This is a genomic window from Pedobacter sp. MC2016-05, from assembly GCF_026239735.1.
In the GTDB taxonomy this organism is placed as follows: Bacteria; Bacteroidota; Bacteroidia; order Sphingobacteriales; family Sphingobacteriaceae; genus Pedobacter.
In genome coordinates this window covers 88,857-103,058 of the sequence record NZ_JAPIVT010000011.1, presented here as the reverse complement: position 1 = coordinate 103,058, position 14,202 = coordinate 88,857, and the positions used below count along the sequence as shown (strand labels likewise).

The following is a 14,202-nucleotide window of genomic DNA, read 5'->3' as shown; positions in this document are numbered from 1 at the left end:
TTTTTGAGCCGAGCCAAGAATTTTTAAAAACCGAAGTTTGCCATTTCAAAGATTTCTCAATCGCGAAAAGCTCATTTCGAAAGGACGATCTGAGACTATTTGCTCAAAGCTTTTCTCACTTCCGGGGCGATTTTGTTTCCGAAGATTTCTATCGATTTCATCATTGCCACATGTGATGGTCCGCCAACGTCCATGTGTGCTGAGAAACGGGTTAAGCCAAAGGTTTCTTCCATAGCAAGGATTTTATCCACAGATTCTGCGGCATCGCCAATAATCAAAGCGCCGTTAGCACTTCTGCCAGCTTCAAATTGATTTCTTTGGAACGGAGGCCAACCACGGCTTTTTCCTACTCTATTCATTTGAGCGGAGTATAAGGGATAATAATAATCTGCTGTTTCCTGGCTATCCTCGCCAAATAGTGAGTGCATATGTACACCGACTTCAAATTTATTCATATCGTGCCCGTAAGCCTGATAAACTTTTTTGTAGTAATCAAATAGCGGTTTAAATTGGGAAGGCTGCCCACCAATAATCGCAAACATCACGGGTAAACCCAATCGTCCCGCACGTTCAACCGATTCTGGTGTACCCCCAACAGCCACCCAGATTTTTAAATGATCATTAACAGCCCGGGGTAGAACCTCCTGTTTAACCAGCTCTGGCCTGAATTTTCCCTTCCAGGTTATTTTTGGTTCTTCGTTAATTTTTAAAAGCAGCGCTAATTTCTCCTCATAAAGTTCATCGTAATCCTGAAGATTGTACCCGAATAATGGAAAGGATTCTATAAAACTCCCGCGACCAGCCATTAATTCGGCTCTGCCGTTTGAAATTAAATCGATAGTGGCAAAGTTTTGGTAAAGCTTTACTGGATCTGATGAGCTAAGAACCGATACTGCACTACTCAACTTAATATTTTTGGTAACCGTTGCGGCTGCAGCCAAAATAATCTCTGGACTCGAAACTGCATAATCAGGACGATGGTGTTCACCGATGCCGTAGAAATCTAATCCTACTTCATCCATCAATTTAATTTCTTCTATAATTTCCTGAAGTCTTTGTTGGGCGGGTTGAATTTCTCCCTTTGCATTAACTTGCAAATCGCCGAACATGCCGATACCTAATTCCATAATTGCTAAGATTTATATAGCAAAGTTAATAGGTTAGGGGCAGAGAAGTTTTGATGTATGGTAAGAAAAGGAGAATTAATTTTCCAGATTTCCTAAGGAATTGAATATGGTTTCTAGCTCCTCTATTGGATAATCAAAGTTGGTCGCATTAATCCTGATTTTTTTCCCATTATTCAATATTACATTTAAAAATTTATTCTTATTTCTATCATAGCTAAATAATGAAGTCCTTTCAGACTTTATGCTTTCAATTTCTCTCCATTCGTATTTCCCGATATTTCTGATTGTTATTTCATTCTCATCAGCAATAATTGCATAAACATCTTCTTGACCTTTCAAGAATTTTACAGCAAATACCATATAAATAATAAATATTATGAATATCACAATAAAAGCTTTCAAATAATCTAAACTAAAAATTCCAGAAGCCGCAAGAAAAAATATAGGAAATAAGCAAATTGGGATTATTATAAATCCTAAGTTTCCATTGTCTTTAACCTTTATTTGAGCAACCATTTCCTTAAAATTTCCTATCCAATCTAGTATTTTGATTTCAGAGCTTAACATGACGAATTTTCAAAATTTTAAGAAGTGTAATTTTCATTAAAATCGAACTGCATTAAACTTCCTTAAATCTCTTAGATGGTAAATCAAAAAAATCCGAAACACATTCAGCATGACTATTTAACCTAAATTATCAAACACTCATCTTCAGCCTTACTCTATCTTCTTACCTTTCATCGCTGTGGAAATCGCTGCGTCCATTACACGTTCAGCAAACGGACGAGTGAACTCATTCAACTCATCGGCTTTTTTCAAAATCGTATCTTTTCCCTGTGTGGCTAAAGCCGTTTTCAAAGCTTCGATATGAACTTTTGTTTCTGTAATTTCTTCTTCTGTTAAATGTTCAGCATGCTTTTCAATAAACCGCTCTGCAGTGTAAAGGAGTTGTTCGCCCTCACTTCGAGCCTCAATTAACATGCGTTGTTCTACATCGCTTTGCGCAAATTCAATGCTATCTAACAACATTTTTTCAACAGTATCATCGCTTAAGCCATAACTTGGCGTAATCTCAATTTCCTGTTTTACACCCGAACGGAGTTCAATGGCCTGTACAGTTAAAATTCCATCAGCATTTAACAAAAAATTGATGTCTACTTTTGGCAAACCTGCAGGCATCGCCGGAATCCCTTTCAAATCAAATTCCGCTAGTTTACGATTCTCCTTTACCAAATCGCGTTCACCCTGGTAAACAGAAATTTTCATATTTACCTGCCCATCAATCGAAGTGGTGTATTGACGACCAGCTTTGGTAGGTACTTTGCTGTTACGAGAGATAATTACATCCATTAAACCACCCATCGTTTCGATCCCAAGCGAAAGAGGCGTAACATCAAGCAATAAAATATCAGAACGATTTCCTGCCAAAACATCAGCCTGGATAGCAGCCCCTAAGGCCACAACTTCATCAGGATTAATATTATCCTGCGGTTTTTTGCTAAAGAAATTCTCTACCGCCTGCTTTACAAATGGCGTACGGGTAGAACCGCCAACTAAAATTACTTCATCAATATCTGCTGAAGTTAAATCTGCATCTTTCAAAGCATTTTTACATGCAGTGATGGTTTCATCCACCTTTGCGGTAATGAGTTGCTCAAAAGTTTGCTTATACAAAGTACACCAGATTTCGCCAACCTGCTCGTTGTATAAATTTTGAGTAGAAAGCGCTTTTTTAGCTGCTTCAGCCTTTAAACGTAAGGTTTGCATTAAAATATTATCCGCAGCAACCGCTGCAAAATCAAGTTTATTATTTTCAATCCAATAGTTTAAAATCGCCCGGTCGAAATCATCACCGCCGAGGTAAGTGTTGCCATTGGTAGCCAAAACCTCGAAAATTCCATTTTGAATTTGGAGGATAGAAACATCAAAAGTTCCTCCACCTAAATCGTAAACGGCAATGGTTTTTTGCTCAGTCGGATCAAGCCCGATTCCGTAGGCCAAACTTGCTGCGGTTGGTTCGTTAACAATCCGCATTACGTCAAGGCCGGCAAGTTTTCCGGCATCCCTTGTGGCCTGCCGCTGACTATCATTAAAGTACGCCGGAACAGTTATAACGGCCCGATTCACAGGCGTTTTTAAAGCATGTTCTGCCCTTGCTTTCAGTTCTTTTAAAATTTCAGCAGATAATTCGATTGGCGTATAAAAACGATCTCCTGCCTGAATTTTTACCAAAGCATCTGTGCCATCATCAATCACTTTGTAAGAAAATATATCTTTGTGTTCAGCAACATCTTTGTAAGAGCGGCCAAGTAATCGCTTCACTGAAAATATGGTGTTGGCTGGGTCTGTAGTTAAGAATTCTTTCGCTTCATTACCCACAATCGCTTCGTTTTGGCTGTTGAAATATACTACCGAAGGAACCAAAATCCCCTTACCAGCATCATTAATTACCTGCGGGTTTTTATCAGGATTGATAAAAGCAACCAAACTGTTTGTGGTGCCTAAATCTATACCTACTATAATTTCTTCCTTTTGAAACGAACCTGTAGCAAGGTTAATTGAAATTTTTGCCATGCTGCGAATTTACGCAGATTGTTGCAATGTTTAGAGATTGAAATGTTTTAATGTTGTAAAGAAAGCCGATAAGCCCAAGAGCGGAAAGTTCGGAGATAAAAGCCGTAAGTTCTGTTTCATCTTTCAATCCTAAAATCCTGGGCCGTAATCTTTTCCTATCCTGAAAATCTTTAAATCCTGATTGGAAATGAATGGTTCTGTAATCCTTCGCGAAAAGCAGCCCTGCTTTTGGTACAAGCCAAACAGAAAAAATTTGGGCTTTCCCCGCCAATCAGGTTTATGAACAGAAGTAAAACGCTTTTGGGAAGCAAACCACCCCCAACCCTTCCTTGAAAATAAGGAGGGGAGCTGAACACTGCTACTAAACAGGTAGAAACACTCGGCAGTGTTCATTTTTATCAAGAAAAAGGGGAAAGCCTGTCGGTTCATCTTCACTTTTGGTGAAGGATTACATATCCTACTCCAAAACAATGATTTTCAAGGTCGAAAAAGCTCAGCGTGCAGCTAGGGATCTAATCAAATATGGTGTCATTTATAGGTTTTCACCAAAAGTGACGAAGAACCAGCCTGTCTGGCTAAGACAAACTACTTTCTATTCTTCTCTTCAATCCACAACGACATATACTTTGTGCTTTGCATAGTATGATGATTTAAAATCTGACCAATAAAATTATGCTGGCGATGTTTCTGGATATCCAGATTTTCCAAAACACTTATAAATGAGTCAGCAAAATGCGTAGACGAATATCGCTCATTAATGATCTTAATGCCATTTTGTTGAGCTACAGACCAAACCGTTTTATCATTGTAAAGCAAAATCGCTTTCTCGATAAAATCCACTAAGTCATCTTTAATAAATCCATTCCAATCCAGCGAACCTTTCATGGCCTCAGCACCAACTGAAGTGGTAATAGATGGCGTTCCGACTTGCATGGCATCGATAAATTTGCCTTTAACACCTGCACCGAACTGGATAGGAGCGAGTAAAATTCTGTGCTTCGAAATCGTTTGCCTTGCATCAGTGGCTCTTCCAAGAATAAAAAACTTTTCGTTTTTATTTTCTAACTGTAACACTTTTTGAGAGGCATAAGAACCGTATATATTCATATTTACGCCAGGTAGTTTTTTCCTTAACGCTGGCCAGATTTTGGTTTTCAATACCTGGACGGTGTTCCAATTTGGTTCGTGTAAAAAATTACCGATGAAAACAAAATCTGCCCTTTCTTCAAAAGGTGTCCAATTTTTAATGGACTCTTCTGTGATTTCGTTTTCAAGAAACGGGAGGTAGTAGAGTAATGAAAGATCGATTTTAAAAGTTTCTTCCAAAATTTTCATTTCCACCTCAGAAATAATTAATGAAAGATCGCAACGCAGAATCGAAGCAATTTCTCTTTTTGCTGTATCAGAAAATAAATCGATTTCCGACTGCTTCTTATCACTTTGCTGTCTGGCACTTCGCAGGCTATGTAAATCTTCAGTGTCTAAAATCCGAAGCGCATCGGGGCATTCCTGCTGGACCCGCCAACCATATTGTTCCTCAACCATAAAGCGATCAAAGAGTACAATATCGGGGTTTAACTTTTGAAGAAATAAATTGAAACTTTCATCATTCAGTTTTATTGACTCCTCAACTACTGAAGTGTGTGAGAAATCAAAACTGAAATCACTTTTCGATGCCGCGGAGGCAAAAGTGACCTGACAACCTTTCTGCAAAAACAAATCAACCAATTGAATCATTCTTGTTCCCGCTGCTGATGAAGTAGGCTCAGGCCAAACCAATCCAATGATTAATATTTTTTTTGCACTCATTATTTAAAATTTCTGTAAAATAAAGGTTTTTATTCGGGTAGAATTAATTTTCCGTAGATTTAAGATGATAAGGTTCACAGATGGTCGCGGATTTAGAATAGAACTTATGAAACTATTTCAATCTGCGGTTTTTAATTCTGCGTCGATCTGCGGGAAATTCTTAATTTTGCAGCTCACTTACACCACCACATGTTAGGATTAAAATTGTTGACAGACCCACGTTGGGCAAATATTGCGGAATCGAATTTAGAGGAAATTTTATCTGACCATGCCTGGTGCGAACAAAAAGCAGCATCAAACGCCATTACTTTAATCACTCAGAATTCTGAGCACCAGGATTTAGTTGATGAATTAACGGCCATTGCTATTGAAGAAATGCAGCATTTTCAAATGGTAATTGAAATCATTAAACACCGCGGTTACACTTTAAGCAGAGAAAGGAAGGATGATTACGTTGGCCGTTTAGTGAAGTTCAGTAAAAAAGACGGTAGCAGAAACCAGGCTTTTGTTGATCGGCTGTTGTTCGCCGCCATGATTGAGGCCAGAAGTTGTGAGCGTTTTCGAGTGCTGTCTTTGAATATTAAAGATGAAGAACTAGCAAAATTCTACCATGAGCTTATGGTTTCGGAGGCTGGTCATTACACTACTTTTCTAAATTTCGCCCGTAAATATTCTACAGATGTTGATGTTGATAAACGCTGGAAAGAGTGGCTTGAATTTGAAGGGGAGTTAATCCAAAGTTTCGGAACGAGAGAGGCGATACATGGATAGAAGTTGAAAGTTATAAGTGGTAAGTTCTCGTTTTAACTTTAACTTTCAACCTTTAACTCTTTTTTATGAATATTCCAGAGCCAAATCAGGATATCTTGATAGCTATCAATTCCTTTAGGCTGGTTGTTGAGCTTTAAGAAACTATCGAAAGCGGCATCCATGTATCCAAACATGTCACCATTGTATTTTCGCCAGAACTCTTTTTCCGCTTTAAAATCCGCTAAAACTTTTTCAGATAATTTATCGTGAAGTATTTTGTAGTCCTCAGGAGATTTCATCCTGATCTCAAACAAAATATACCTCAACATCTCGTAATTAGCCGAATATTGGTAGTTCAAATCGGGACTATTGCTGGCAGTTAAATAACCAAGCAAATTAGCCTCATCTTCGTACGAAATGCCTAGTTGATGTGCAATTTCATGGCAAGAAACATACGGTTTTACAAAATCAGGCAAAGCCATATTCATGTTTGCCTCGCCTGTTAATGGCGCATAATAACCTTCTATTCCTGCTTTGCTCACTAAATAAGGACTTAAAACAGATTTTAAACAAGGGTTTTTGTAGCAGAATAATCGATTCCTTTTCTCCATTAAGTGATAAGCTTTTGATGAGCTAATTTCCAAGTACTTGATAGCGGAAGCGGGAATTTCCGTCTGCTTTAACTTTAAATCATTTGTTTTTTTAACAAAATGTTCTCCCAGTAGAACCAACTCTTTTACGCTATACTTTTCATTTCCAATACCTAGTTCGTTGCTCACACTTGGCCGACTGTAATTTAAGCCCCAAACCAATTTGAAAATAATGTTAAGAATTAAAAAAAAGTTTAAAACCTGTAGCGGTACAATAATTCTGTGTTCTCTCTTTAAAGATTTTGTTTTTTTGAAAAACCTGATGATCCGGTAAACGACAAAACCGATCAACAAGGCATAAACAATATCACCAATGGCAAAAGGGAAAATAGAGGATAGAAACCTTAGTGAAGAAGAAATGTAAGGATAAATACCTGTTGAATAATATTTTTGAACTAGGCTTGGGAACAGTCCGAAGATGTAAACTAATAGGGCTATGCTAAATATAGCGACAGTTTTTAAAGAAAGTTTTTTTATTGAGGTCATTATTTGTAATGGCCTTTTAAGGAATATATGTAAGGAACATCTCCTTTGACTTCATATATTATCCTATGCTCTTCGTTAATTCTACTAGACCGTTTATCCGAAAATTCGTGTTTTAGCGCTTCTGGTTTTCCTATTCCATCATATGGGTCTTCAAAAATGGCCAATATTAATTGCTCAATTTTCTTTTGTATAGCTTTATTCCCGGGTTTCTTCCAAAATTTGATATCTAATAAAGAATCGTCAACGAACTGAATTTCCATCTGCTATTTCCACAAATCCTCAACAGCAATCTTAATACCTTTTCCAGCTTTTTTTTGTTCTTGACCTCTTTTTATTTTAGCAACAAATTCTGGATTATAAGAACTCTTTTCAGTTTCAAAATCAATGTTCAAAACTTTCATAACCGCTTTCAAAGTAGTAGCCTGTTCTTCATTTTTAGGATGCACGATTAAAGTTTCCATTTTGATGTTGCTTGATAAACAAATATAACAAATCTATCTGGCAAAAGTTAGGCGCTTTCCAATCTGGTCGGTAGTGAATCTGCCTTTCTGATAAGCCAAATTTCCTGACACAAAAGTGTGTGTAACGCTTGCTTGGAAAGTATCTCCATCAAAAGGACTCCAGCCACATTTGTAGAAATTATTCAACTTGGTTACTTTCCATGAGTCTTTTAAATCAACCAAAACTAAATCTGCCCAATAGCCTTCACGAATAAATCCACGTTTTTCAATATCAAAACAGATAGCCAGGTTATGCGCGGTTTTCTCCACTATTTTCTCTAATGAAATTTTGCCTTGCAAATGCATTTCCAATAAAGCAGGCAAAGCATGTTGAACTAATGGTCCGCCTGATGGCGCTTGTGAATAAGGCTGTTGTTTTTCTTCCAAGGTATGTGGCGCATGGTCGGTGGCAATTACATCAATATTATCATTTAAAACGCCCTGAAGAATACCATTCTGATCCTCTTTGGTTTTAACAGCAGGATTCCATTTGATGAAGTTTCCTTTAGTTGCGTAGTCTTTATCATTAAACCAAAGGTGATGAACGCAAGCCTCCGCAGTTATTTTTTTATCTTTTAATGGGATGCTATTATCGAAAAGTGCAATTTCCTTCGCCGTTGAAATATGAAGAATGTGCAAACGCGTTTGGAAGGCTTTTGCCAGCTCAACCGCTAAAGATGAAGATTTGTAACAAGCCTCAGCACTACGAATTAAGGGATGCATTTCTATCGTTAAATCGTCACCGTATTTTGCCTTAAATTCGGCTAAATTATGGCGGATAGTGGCTTCATCTTCACAATGGGTAGCTACCAAAATAGCTGCTTTGCTAAAAATATTTTCTAAGGTTTTCTCATTATCAACCAACATATTGCCGGTTGAGGAACCCATGAAAATTTTAATGCCACACACATTTTTTGGGTCGGTTTTTAAAACTTCTTCAATGTTATCATTGCTGGCACCCATGTAAAATGAGTAATTGGCTAATGAAGTTTCTGCAGCAATAGCATATTTATCAGCAAGTAAATCTTGTGTTAAAGTATTTGGAACCGTGTTTGGCATTTCCATGAAAGACGTAATTCCGCCTGCTACAGCTGCCATACTTTCCGTAAAAATATCCGCTTTATGCGTTAAACCTGGCTCGCGAAAATGCACCTGGTCATCAATCATTCCTGGTAGAAGGTACTGTCCCTCGGCATTAATTTCCTGTACATTATCTGCAGAAAGGTTTTGGCCTATTTTGGCAATAAATCCATCTTTAATTAATACGTCGGCAACAAATTTCTGCCCTTCGTTTACAATTGTTGCGGCTTTTATCAAGTAAGCATTCATGGTTTCAAAGGTAGTGTTTTAGTAGAAAGTGGGAAGTATAAAGTATTAAGTAAAAAGTATAAAGTAGCGGGATTGGGCGGATGAGAGGTGTGAAATTAAGTTTGATGTTGCTGTTTTGACTTAAAACAAACCTAATAAAGTGGAAATACTCCTATGATTAATATTAGGCACTTAGAAGAGAATAGGCCAAAACTTCCCTTTAGAACAGCAGACATTCGATATCCGCCGTTCTTCCAGGCATTTGTTTCTCATTACAAATATAATATTTTGCTTCCAATCATTCCCAACCTCCTATTAGTAGTCAACACTTTTGCGCTACAGGTATCAATTTTTTTCTGATTTGGATAAAAGACAGGCTACAAACTTTTTGAATGTATTTTCTTACAGGTATTTCCTAGTAGTCTCTGTCGGTATTATAATGGGATAATCCATGGTAGCAATCTTAACTTATTTTATTATTCCTTTTTCATATCCTTGTTGTTTTAGTAATATATAATAAATCCGATTTAACATCTTTCTTGCAATTCTTATTATGGCTCTTTTACCACTCATCCTTTTTTTGTACTCATTGTATGCGAGCAGCATTGCCGGGTCCAACCTGATCGCTGTCCAGGCAGCCTCTGTTAGTAAACTCCGGAGCAATGAGTGGTGCCTTGGTGTTAGTGGGCCGACACGTTCGGAATCCCCACTTGAAAATTCAGTCGGGCACAGGCCAACAAAAGCGTTAGGCTGATAAAAAGTACGAAATCTTTTCACATCGCCCAGCTCGCTCAAAAGGGTAAGGGCAGTGAGTGCACCGATTCCCGGAACGGTCATTAAAAGGCTCGCCTGTTGAGCGTATACCGTTGAGCGGAGCATGGCCCTCAAATCCCGACTAATCTCCAGTAACTGTCCCTGGAAATATTCAACTTGTCTGATCATTCGTTTTAAGGTCAAATCTGCATGTTCAAAACCCAATTGGGTAGACTTAAGCCGAAGCAGGAATGCCCTGGTCCACTTACCTTTGGTAAATATAGGGGGGATGGTAATTCCAAACTTATAAAGCAGGCTCTTGATTCTTGATTTACATCTGTTCAGGTCACGGGCTATACGATAGCGATAGCGAACAAGCGAGCGGTCGCTTTCCTGTATTAAGCTGGGCACATAGATCCCCTCAAGCATACCCCCTGCCAGGGCAGCACCTATCCTTCGGGAATCGTTGACATCATTCTTGGTGCGAATGCCCTTATCAGTCTGGGGGACATCAGCCGCGTTAACAACCAGGCAGTCAATACCAGACTCACTAAAAATCCGCTGTGCCCAGAAACCGCTGAAACCAGCCTCGTAAGCCAGCCTGAAATTGGCATTGGGATAATGATGGCGTAAATGTTTGATAAAAATCCCAGGATTGGATTCCTGCTGGAATTTCCTTAGGTAGACCTGATTGTGGAAGATGGTCACATTCCAATGCTTCAGGTGAACATCAATTCCAACATTTATCTGTTCTCCTGAAAAATCTACAGTTTCACGTATATTTGACATAAGCCTTAGTTTTGAGTATAAAATTATTCTTTTTATTGTAGCAAGTTTGACTACTACTCGAACTAAGGCTTGTTATTAATACATGGATACTTTTTCATTTGCAGCAACCCTGAAAATATTTGTCGTGCTGAGGGTTAATTTATTTCATAAAATCAATATAAATGACGTAAAGTTAAAAACGTCAATGGTAGGTACGAAGCATCTGTAACCGATGAAAGAGATTCTTCGTGCCCCAGAATGACAGAAGTTAAAAAAGATTGGAACGATAGAAGAACTACGTTTATTGCTTTCCCCTAAATCTCTTTAAGTGATTTTAGCTTCATTAGCTCACGACTCCGAACTTCAGACTAGTTTAAGCCTTTCGGCTTAAAAAGCTTATCTTTGTGCGCTATGGGAAAACCGTTCGAAGAATTTAAGTTAAACAGGCAAATTTTAAATGCAGTTGCCGATGCAGGTTATACCGTTGCCACCCCGATACAGGAAAAAGCAATTGCACCGGTGCTATCAGGACAAGATATTTTTGGTATTGCCGAAACTGGAACTGGAAAAACTGCGGCTTTCGTTTTGCCCATTTTAATGCAGTTAAAATACGCTCAGGGTGAAAATCCGAGAGCTTTAATTTTATCTCCGACACGTGAACTGGCCATGCAAATTGCTGAGCAGGTGAAGCTATTCTCTACTTATACAGACTTGCGCTCGCTGGTAATTTTCGGCGGAATTGGTCCGAAAACGCAGAAAGAGCAAATAGCAAAAGGCGTTGATATTTTAATTGCTACGCCTGGAAGATTTTTAGATTTATATTTAGATGGAGATATTAACACGCAAAGCTTGAAATTTTTGGTGCTTGATGAGGCCGACAAAATGATGGATATGGGCTTTATCGGTTCGATACATCGGATTTTAGAAATCGTTCCACGCAAACGCCAAAACTTGTTATTCTCTGCAACAATGAGCGATTTAGTTCAAAAAATTGCTGGAGATTTCTTAAATAACCCCTTGGTGATTGAGGCATCTGCACAGGCTACACCTGCTGCCAATGTGACGCAAACCTTATATTACGTTCCAAATTTCAAAACCAAAATCAATCTCTTACAACATCTTTTAAAAAATGATGAGGCTTTTACCAGGTTGATTATTTTTTGTAAAACTAAAACAGTAGCAGATAATATCTTCAGTTTTATTGAGCGGAGATATGGTGCCGACAATGTTCGGGTGATTCATGCTAATAAAGGACAAAATACCAGAATTAACTCCATAAATAGTTTCAAAGAAGGTAACATCCGCGTACTAGTGGCCACTGATGTAGCCAGTAGGGGGATTGATGTAAGTGATGTAAGTCATGTTATAAATTTTGATGTACCTATTATTATTGAAGATTATGTGCACAGAATTGGCAGAACGGGTAGGGCTTTTGCCAAAGGCGATGCCATTACTTTTGCTACCGATGCTGAAAAATACTACATCCGCAAGATTGAAAAATTAATTCGCCAATATATTCCTGTAGCTGAAATTCCGGAAGGTGTTTACATTGATGAAACCCCTTACGAGGAACGCCAGCATATTGCCAAGGAAATTGACATGCAAAAACGCAAGGAAGATCCCGATTTTAAAGGTGCTTTCCATGAGAAAAAACATGCTGCAGCAATCGATAAGAAGGCAAGAGAAAAAGCTAAAGCTAAGGCTGGAAAAGAAGTGAAAAGTTTTAAAAAAGGTAAACGTTTCGATAAGAAGAAGTAGTCAAATGAAATTGAGGATTACCCCTTTAAACATCATTGGAGCCGCCGGTTTAGGCTTAGCGGTTTTTAATCTATTAACGGCTAAAGATAATGCACCACGACAGATCGACATGAGTGGTTTTTATCTGCTTATTTTAGGATGCCTGATCTTGGTTACTTTTATTACCGATTTAATTTTCCGTTTTACACTTAAAGATTTGAAGAAGATTTGGCTTGTAGAATCTATCTTTATCGTTATCACCGTTATCCTGATCATTATCATTAGAAAAATAGCGTAATTCAAGCGTAAAAAAATCTTTCCAATTCATTCATCGGTGCAATCAAATCAAAAAATAAGCATCTTTGCAACCGTAAAAATAAACTGATAACTGCATACTTTTTATCGGTATAATCAATTTTTGAAAATGAAGACAGCAGAAATAAAACTAACAGTTGAGTTAGACGAGGCAAATAATCCCGATAACATCCTGTGGGAAAGTACTGATTCTGGTAATGCGGATAAAGTACCAGCTAAAGCGATGTTTTTATCCGTTTGGGACCATAACTATAAAAATACTCTGAAAATAGATCTATGGACAAAAGATATGCCTGTTGATGAAATGAAACGGTTTTTCTACGAAACGCTGCAAACCATGGGCGATAGCTTTTTAAAGGCTACAAACGAAACCTTAATTGTGGAAGATTTACGTGATTACTGTGCGCATTTCGCGGAAAAGATGGGGATTATTGAAGGGCAGTAATTGAGTCGTTAGTCATTAGTCATTAAAAATGCGAAACTAATTAGTGATAAGATATGATCTAATAGCAAAATCAATTATTAAGATCTGTGAAATCTTTAAATCAGTGTAATCAACCCGCAGGAAAAAATTAAAATCTTGAATCAAAATGTTAATTCTAAATAAATTCAGAGCCTGGTTAGGCATTGTGTTATGTGTAGTGGCAGGTTTTTGTCCGATGTTAAAGGTGCCGATAAAAGGAAATTGGAACTTATATCAGTCTGATGCCCGTCTATTTTTTATTACCTATTCAATCATCGCAATTTCTGTTCTTTTCCTTTTTATCAGAAAAGCGGGTGCATTTCGGTTTATAAGTTTCGTAATGGCCATCTGGTATGTGCTGGCAGTTATAGCAGTTTATTTTACAGCCAATAATTATACTAAATATGGTTTTGCAAATAAGTTAATTGGTAAGGTAGTACATTTTCAATGGGGATGGATTGTACTTTTAGTAGGAGTGATTTTTATGCTTTTCAGTGCTAAAAAGGGAGAAAAATTAAGTAACCCAGGTTCTTTGAAGTAATTTGAAATGAGACACAATATTGCTCTATTTGTATCTAGTTAGCTGTAAAATGGTCATCAGCACCATCTTCCAGTGGGATATAAATCCTTTCCCATTCTTCTCCATCTAAAATTTCCCAGGTGTGTCCTTCACCAAATGTATCTGCAGCTATTAAAATGATCCCAGGTTCAAGAATGAAGGATTGACCGTTACTTACCGTAAATTTTAATTTCCCTTTCAGCGTAATAACGTACTGCCTGCGTGGAGCTGCATGGGGACTGTATTGTAAGGAAACATCCGTTTGAGCGAAGAAGTAATTAGCATTTATATGCTGCCTGATTGGTATTGTTCCTGATTCAAAATCACACTTCCCGTCGGTAATATTGATTAAACGAATTGCTTTTATATTTTTCGTATCGGCATTATCTGATAATTTATCCAT

The 14,202-nt window shown here is 37.8% G+C and carries 15 protein-coding genes; 5 read left to right on the top strand and 10 right to left on the bottom strand.

Annotated features, from left to right (window positions below):
• Positions 1 to 95: 95 nt before the first annotated feature.
• The 4 genes from OQZ33_RS14955 to OQZ33_RS14940 form a co-directional block, all read right to left on the bottom strand.
• Entirely contained in the window at positions 96 to 1,127 is a 1,032-nt protein-coding gene (locus tag OQZ33_RS14955) for an LLM class flavin-dependent oxidoreductase (RefSeq protein ID WP_265799851.1), read from the bottom strand.
• Between the two features lie 75 nt (positions 1,128 to 1,202).
• Positions 1,203 to 1,694 (bottom strand): hypothetical protein, encoded by a 492-nt coding sequence (locus OQZ33_RS14950; RefSeq protein ID WP_265799850.1) that lies wholly within the window; start codon positions 1,692 to 1,694, stop codon positions 1,203 to 1,205.
• A 150-nt stretch (positions 1,695 to 1,844) separates the two neighbouring features.
• Positions 1,845 to 3,701 (bottom strand): Fe-S protein assembly chaperone HscA, encoded by a 1,857-nt coding sequence (hscA, locus tag OQZ33_RS14945; protein WP_265799848.1) that lies wholly within the window; start codon positions 3,699 to 3,701, stop codon positions 1,845 to 1,847.
• A gap of 585 nt (positions 3,702 to 4,286) precedes the next feature.
• The gene (locus tag OQZ33_RS14940; RefSeq protein WP_265799847.1) at positions 4,287 to 5,510 is read right to left on the bottom strand and encodes a glycosyltransferase; all 1,224 of its coding nucleotides are present in this window, start codon (positions 5,508 to 5,510) and stop codon (positions 4,287 to 4,289) included.
• Positions 5,511 to 5,699: 189 nt separating this feature from the next.
• Here OQZ33_RS14940 and OQZ33_RS14935 point away from each other — a divergent pair, with 189 nt between their 5' ends.
• Positions 5,700 to 6,281, top strand: coding sequence for a tRNA-(ms[2]io[6]A)-hydroxylase (locus tag OQZ33_RS14935; RefSeq protein WP_265799845.1), 582 nt, complete (start codon positions 5,700 to 5,702; stop codon positions 6,279 to 6,281).
• A gap of 38 nt (positions 6,282 to 6,319) precedes the next feature.
• Here OQZ33_RS14935 and OQZ33_RS14930 read toward each other — a convergent pair whose 3' ends face one another.
• The 5 genes from OQZ33_RS14930 to OQZ33_RS14910 all read right to left on the bottom strand — a co-directional run bounded on the left by OQZ33_RS14930 (position 6,320) and on the right by OQZ33_RS14910 (position 10,746).
• Positions 6,320 to 7,396, bottom strand: coding sequence for a DUF3810 domain-containing protein (locus OQZ33_RS14930; protein ID WP_265799844.1), 1,077 nt, complete (start codon positions 7,394 to 7,396; stop codon positions 6,320 to 6,322).
• Positions 7,396 to 7,656 (bottom strand): Txe/YoeB family addiction module toxin, encoded by a 261-nt coding sequence (locus OQZ33_RS14925; protein ID WP_265799843.1) that lies wholly within the window; start codon positions 7,654 to 7,656, stop codon positions 7,396 to 7,398. Before OQZ33_RS14925 ends, OQZ33_RS14930 begins: the two co-directional genes overlap by 1 nt.
• A 3-nt stretch (positions 7,657 to 7,659) precedes the next feature.
• A complete protein-coding gene (locus OQZ33_RS14920) occupies positions 7,660 to 7,857 on the bottom strand; it encodes a DUF2683 family protein (RefSeq protein WP_265799842.1) in 198 nt (65 codons plus the stop codon).
• A gap of 33 nt (positions 7,858 to 7,890) precedes the next feature.
• Positions 7,891 to 9,225 carry a dihydroorotase gene (locus tag OQZ33_RS14915; protein WP_265799841.1) on the bottom strand — a complete coding sequence of 445 codons (1,335 nt, stop codon included), beginning with the start codon at positions 9,223 to 9,225 and terminating at the stop codon, positions 7,891 to 7,893.
• 447 nt (positions 9,226 to 9,672) lie between these two features.
• Positions 9,673 to 10,746, bottom strand: coding sequence for an IS110 family transposase (locus OQZ33_RS14910; RefSeq protein ID WP_265799840.1), 1,074 nt, complete (start codon positions 10,744 to 10,746; stop codon positions 9,673 to 9,675).
• 390 nt (positions 10,747 to 11,136) lie between these two features.
• Here OQZ33_RS14910 and OQZ33_RS14905 point away from each other — a divergent pair, with 390 nt between their 5' ends.
• The 4 genes from OQZ33_RS14905 (at position 11,137) to OQZ33_RS14890 (ending at position 13,781) form a co-directional block, all read left to right on the top strand.
• On the top strand, positions 11,137 to 12,483 hold the full coding sequence (locus tag OQZ33_RS14905; protein ID WP_265799839.1) for a DEAD/DEAH box helicase: 1,347 nt from the start codon (positions 11,137 to 11,139) through the stop codon (positions 12,481 to 12,483).
• A gap of 4 nt (positions 12,484 to 12,487) precedes the next feature.
• Positions 12,488 to 12,760 (top strand): hypothetical protein, encoded by a 273-nt coding sequence (locus tag OQZ33_RS14900; protein ID WP_265799837.1) that lies wholly within the window; start codon positions 12,488 to 12,490, stop codon positions 12,758 to 12,760.
• A gap of 126 nt (positions 12,761 to 12,886) precedes the next feature.
• Positions 12,887 to 13,222 (top strand): gliding motility protein GldC, encoded by a 336-nt coding sequence (gene gldC, locus OQZ33_RS14895; protein WP_010602534.1) that lies wholly within the window; start codon positions 12,887 to 12,889, stop codon positions 13,220 to 13,222.
• Positions 13,223 to 13,367: 145 nt separating this feature from the next.
• Complete coding sequence (locus tag OQZ33_RS14890) at positions 13,368 to 13,781, top strand: hypothetical protein (RefSeq protein ID WP_265799834.1); 414 nt, start codon at positions 13,368 to 13,370, stop codon at positions 13,779 to 13,781.
• A 34-nt stretch (positions 13,782 to 13,815) separates the two neighbouring features.
• Here OQZ33_RS14890 and OQZ33_RS14885 read toward each other — a convergent pair whose 3' ends face one another.
• Positions 13,816 to 14,202 (bottom strand): hypothetical protein, encoded by a 387-nt coding sequence (locus tag OQZ33_RS14885; protein ID WP_265799832.1) that lies wholly within the window; start codon positions 14,200 to 14,202, stop codon positions 13,816 to 13,818.

Coding starts and splice junctions, on each gene's coding strand:
- OQZ33_RS14955 (WP_265799851.1), bottom strand. CDS start 1,127: ATGGAATTAGGTATCGGCATGTTCGGCGATTTGCAAGTTAATGCAAAG.
- OQZ33_RS14950 (WP_265799850.1), bottom strand. CDS start 1,694: ATGTTAAGCTCTGAAATCAAAATACTAGATTGGATAGGAAATTTTAAG.
- hscA (WP_265799848.1), bottom strand. CDS start 3,701: ATGGCAAAAATTTCAATTAACCTTGCTACAGGTTCGTTTCAAAAGGAA.
- OQZ33_RS14940 (WP_265799847.1), bottom strand. CDS start 5,510: ATGAGTGCAAAAAAAATATTAATCATTGGATTGGTTTGGCCTGAGCCT.
- OQZ33_RS14935 (WP_265799845.1), top strand. CDS start 5,700: ATGTTAGGATTAAAATTGTTGACAGACCCACGTTGGGCAAATATTGCG.
- OQZ33_RS14930 (WP_265799844.1), bottom strand. CDS start 7,396: ATGACCTCAATAAAAAAACTTTCTTTAAAAACTGTCGCTATATTTAGC.
- OQZ33_RS14925 (WP_265799843.1), bottom strand. CDS start 7,656: ATGGAAATTCAGTTCGTTGACGATTCTTTATTAGATATCAAATTTTGG.
- OQZ33_RS14920 (WP_265799842.1), bottom strand. CDS start 7,857: ATGGAAACTTTAATCGTGCATCCTAAAAATGAAGAACAGGCTACTACT.
- OQZ33_RS14915 (WP_265799841.1), bottom strand. CDS start 9,225: ATGAATGCTTACTTGATAAAAGCCGCAACAATTGTAAACGAAGGGCAG.
- OQZ33_RS14910 (WP_265799840.1), bottom strand. CDS start 10,746: ATGTCAAATATACGTGAAACTGTAGATTTTTCAGGAGAACAGATAAAT.
- OQZ33_RS14905 (WP_265799839.1), top strand. CDS start 11,137: ATGGGAAAACCGTTCGAAGAATTTAAGTTAAACAGGCAAATTTTAAAT.
- OQZ33_RS14900 (WP_265799837.1), top strand. CDS start 12,488: ATGAAATTGAGGATTACCCCTTTAAACATCATTGGAGCCGCCGGTTTA.
- gldC (WP_010602534.1), top strand. CDS start 12,887: ATGAAGACAGCAGAAATAAAACTAACAGTTGAGTTAGACGAGGCAAAT.
- OQZ33_RS14890 (WP_265799834.1), top strand. CDS start 13,368: ATGTTAATTCTAAATAAATTCAGAGCCTGGTTAGGCATTGTGTTATGT.
- OQZ33_RS14885 (WP_265799832.1), bottom strand. CDS start 14,202: ATGGATAAATTATCAGATAATGCCGATACGAAAAATATAAAAGCAATT.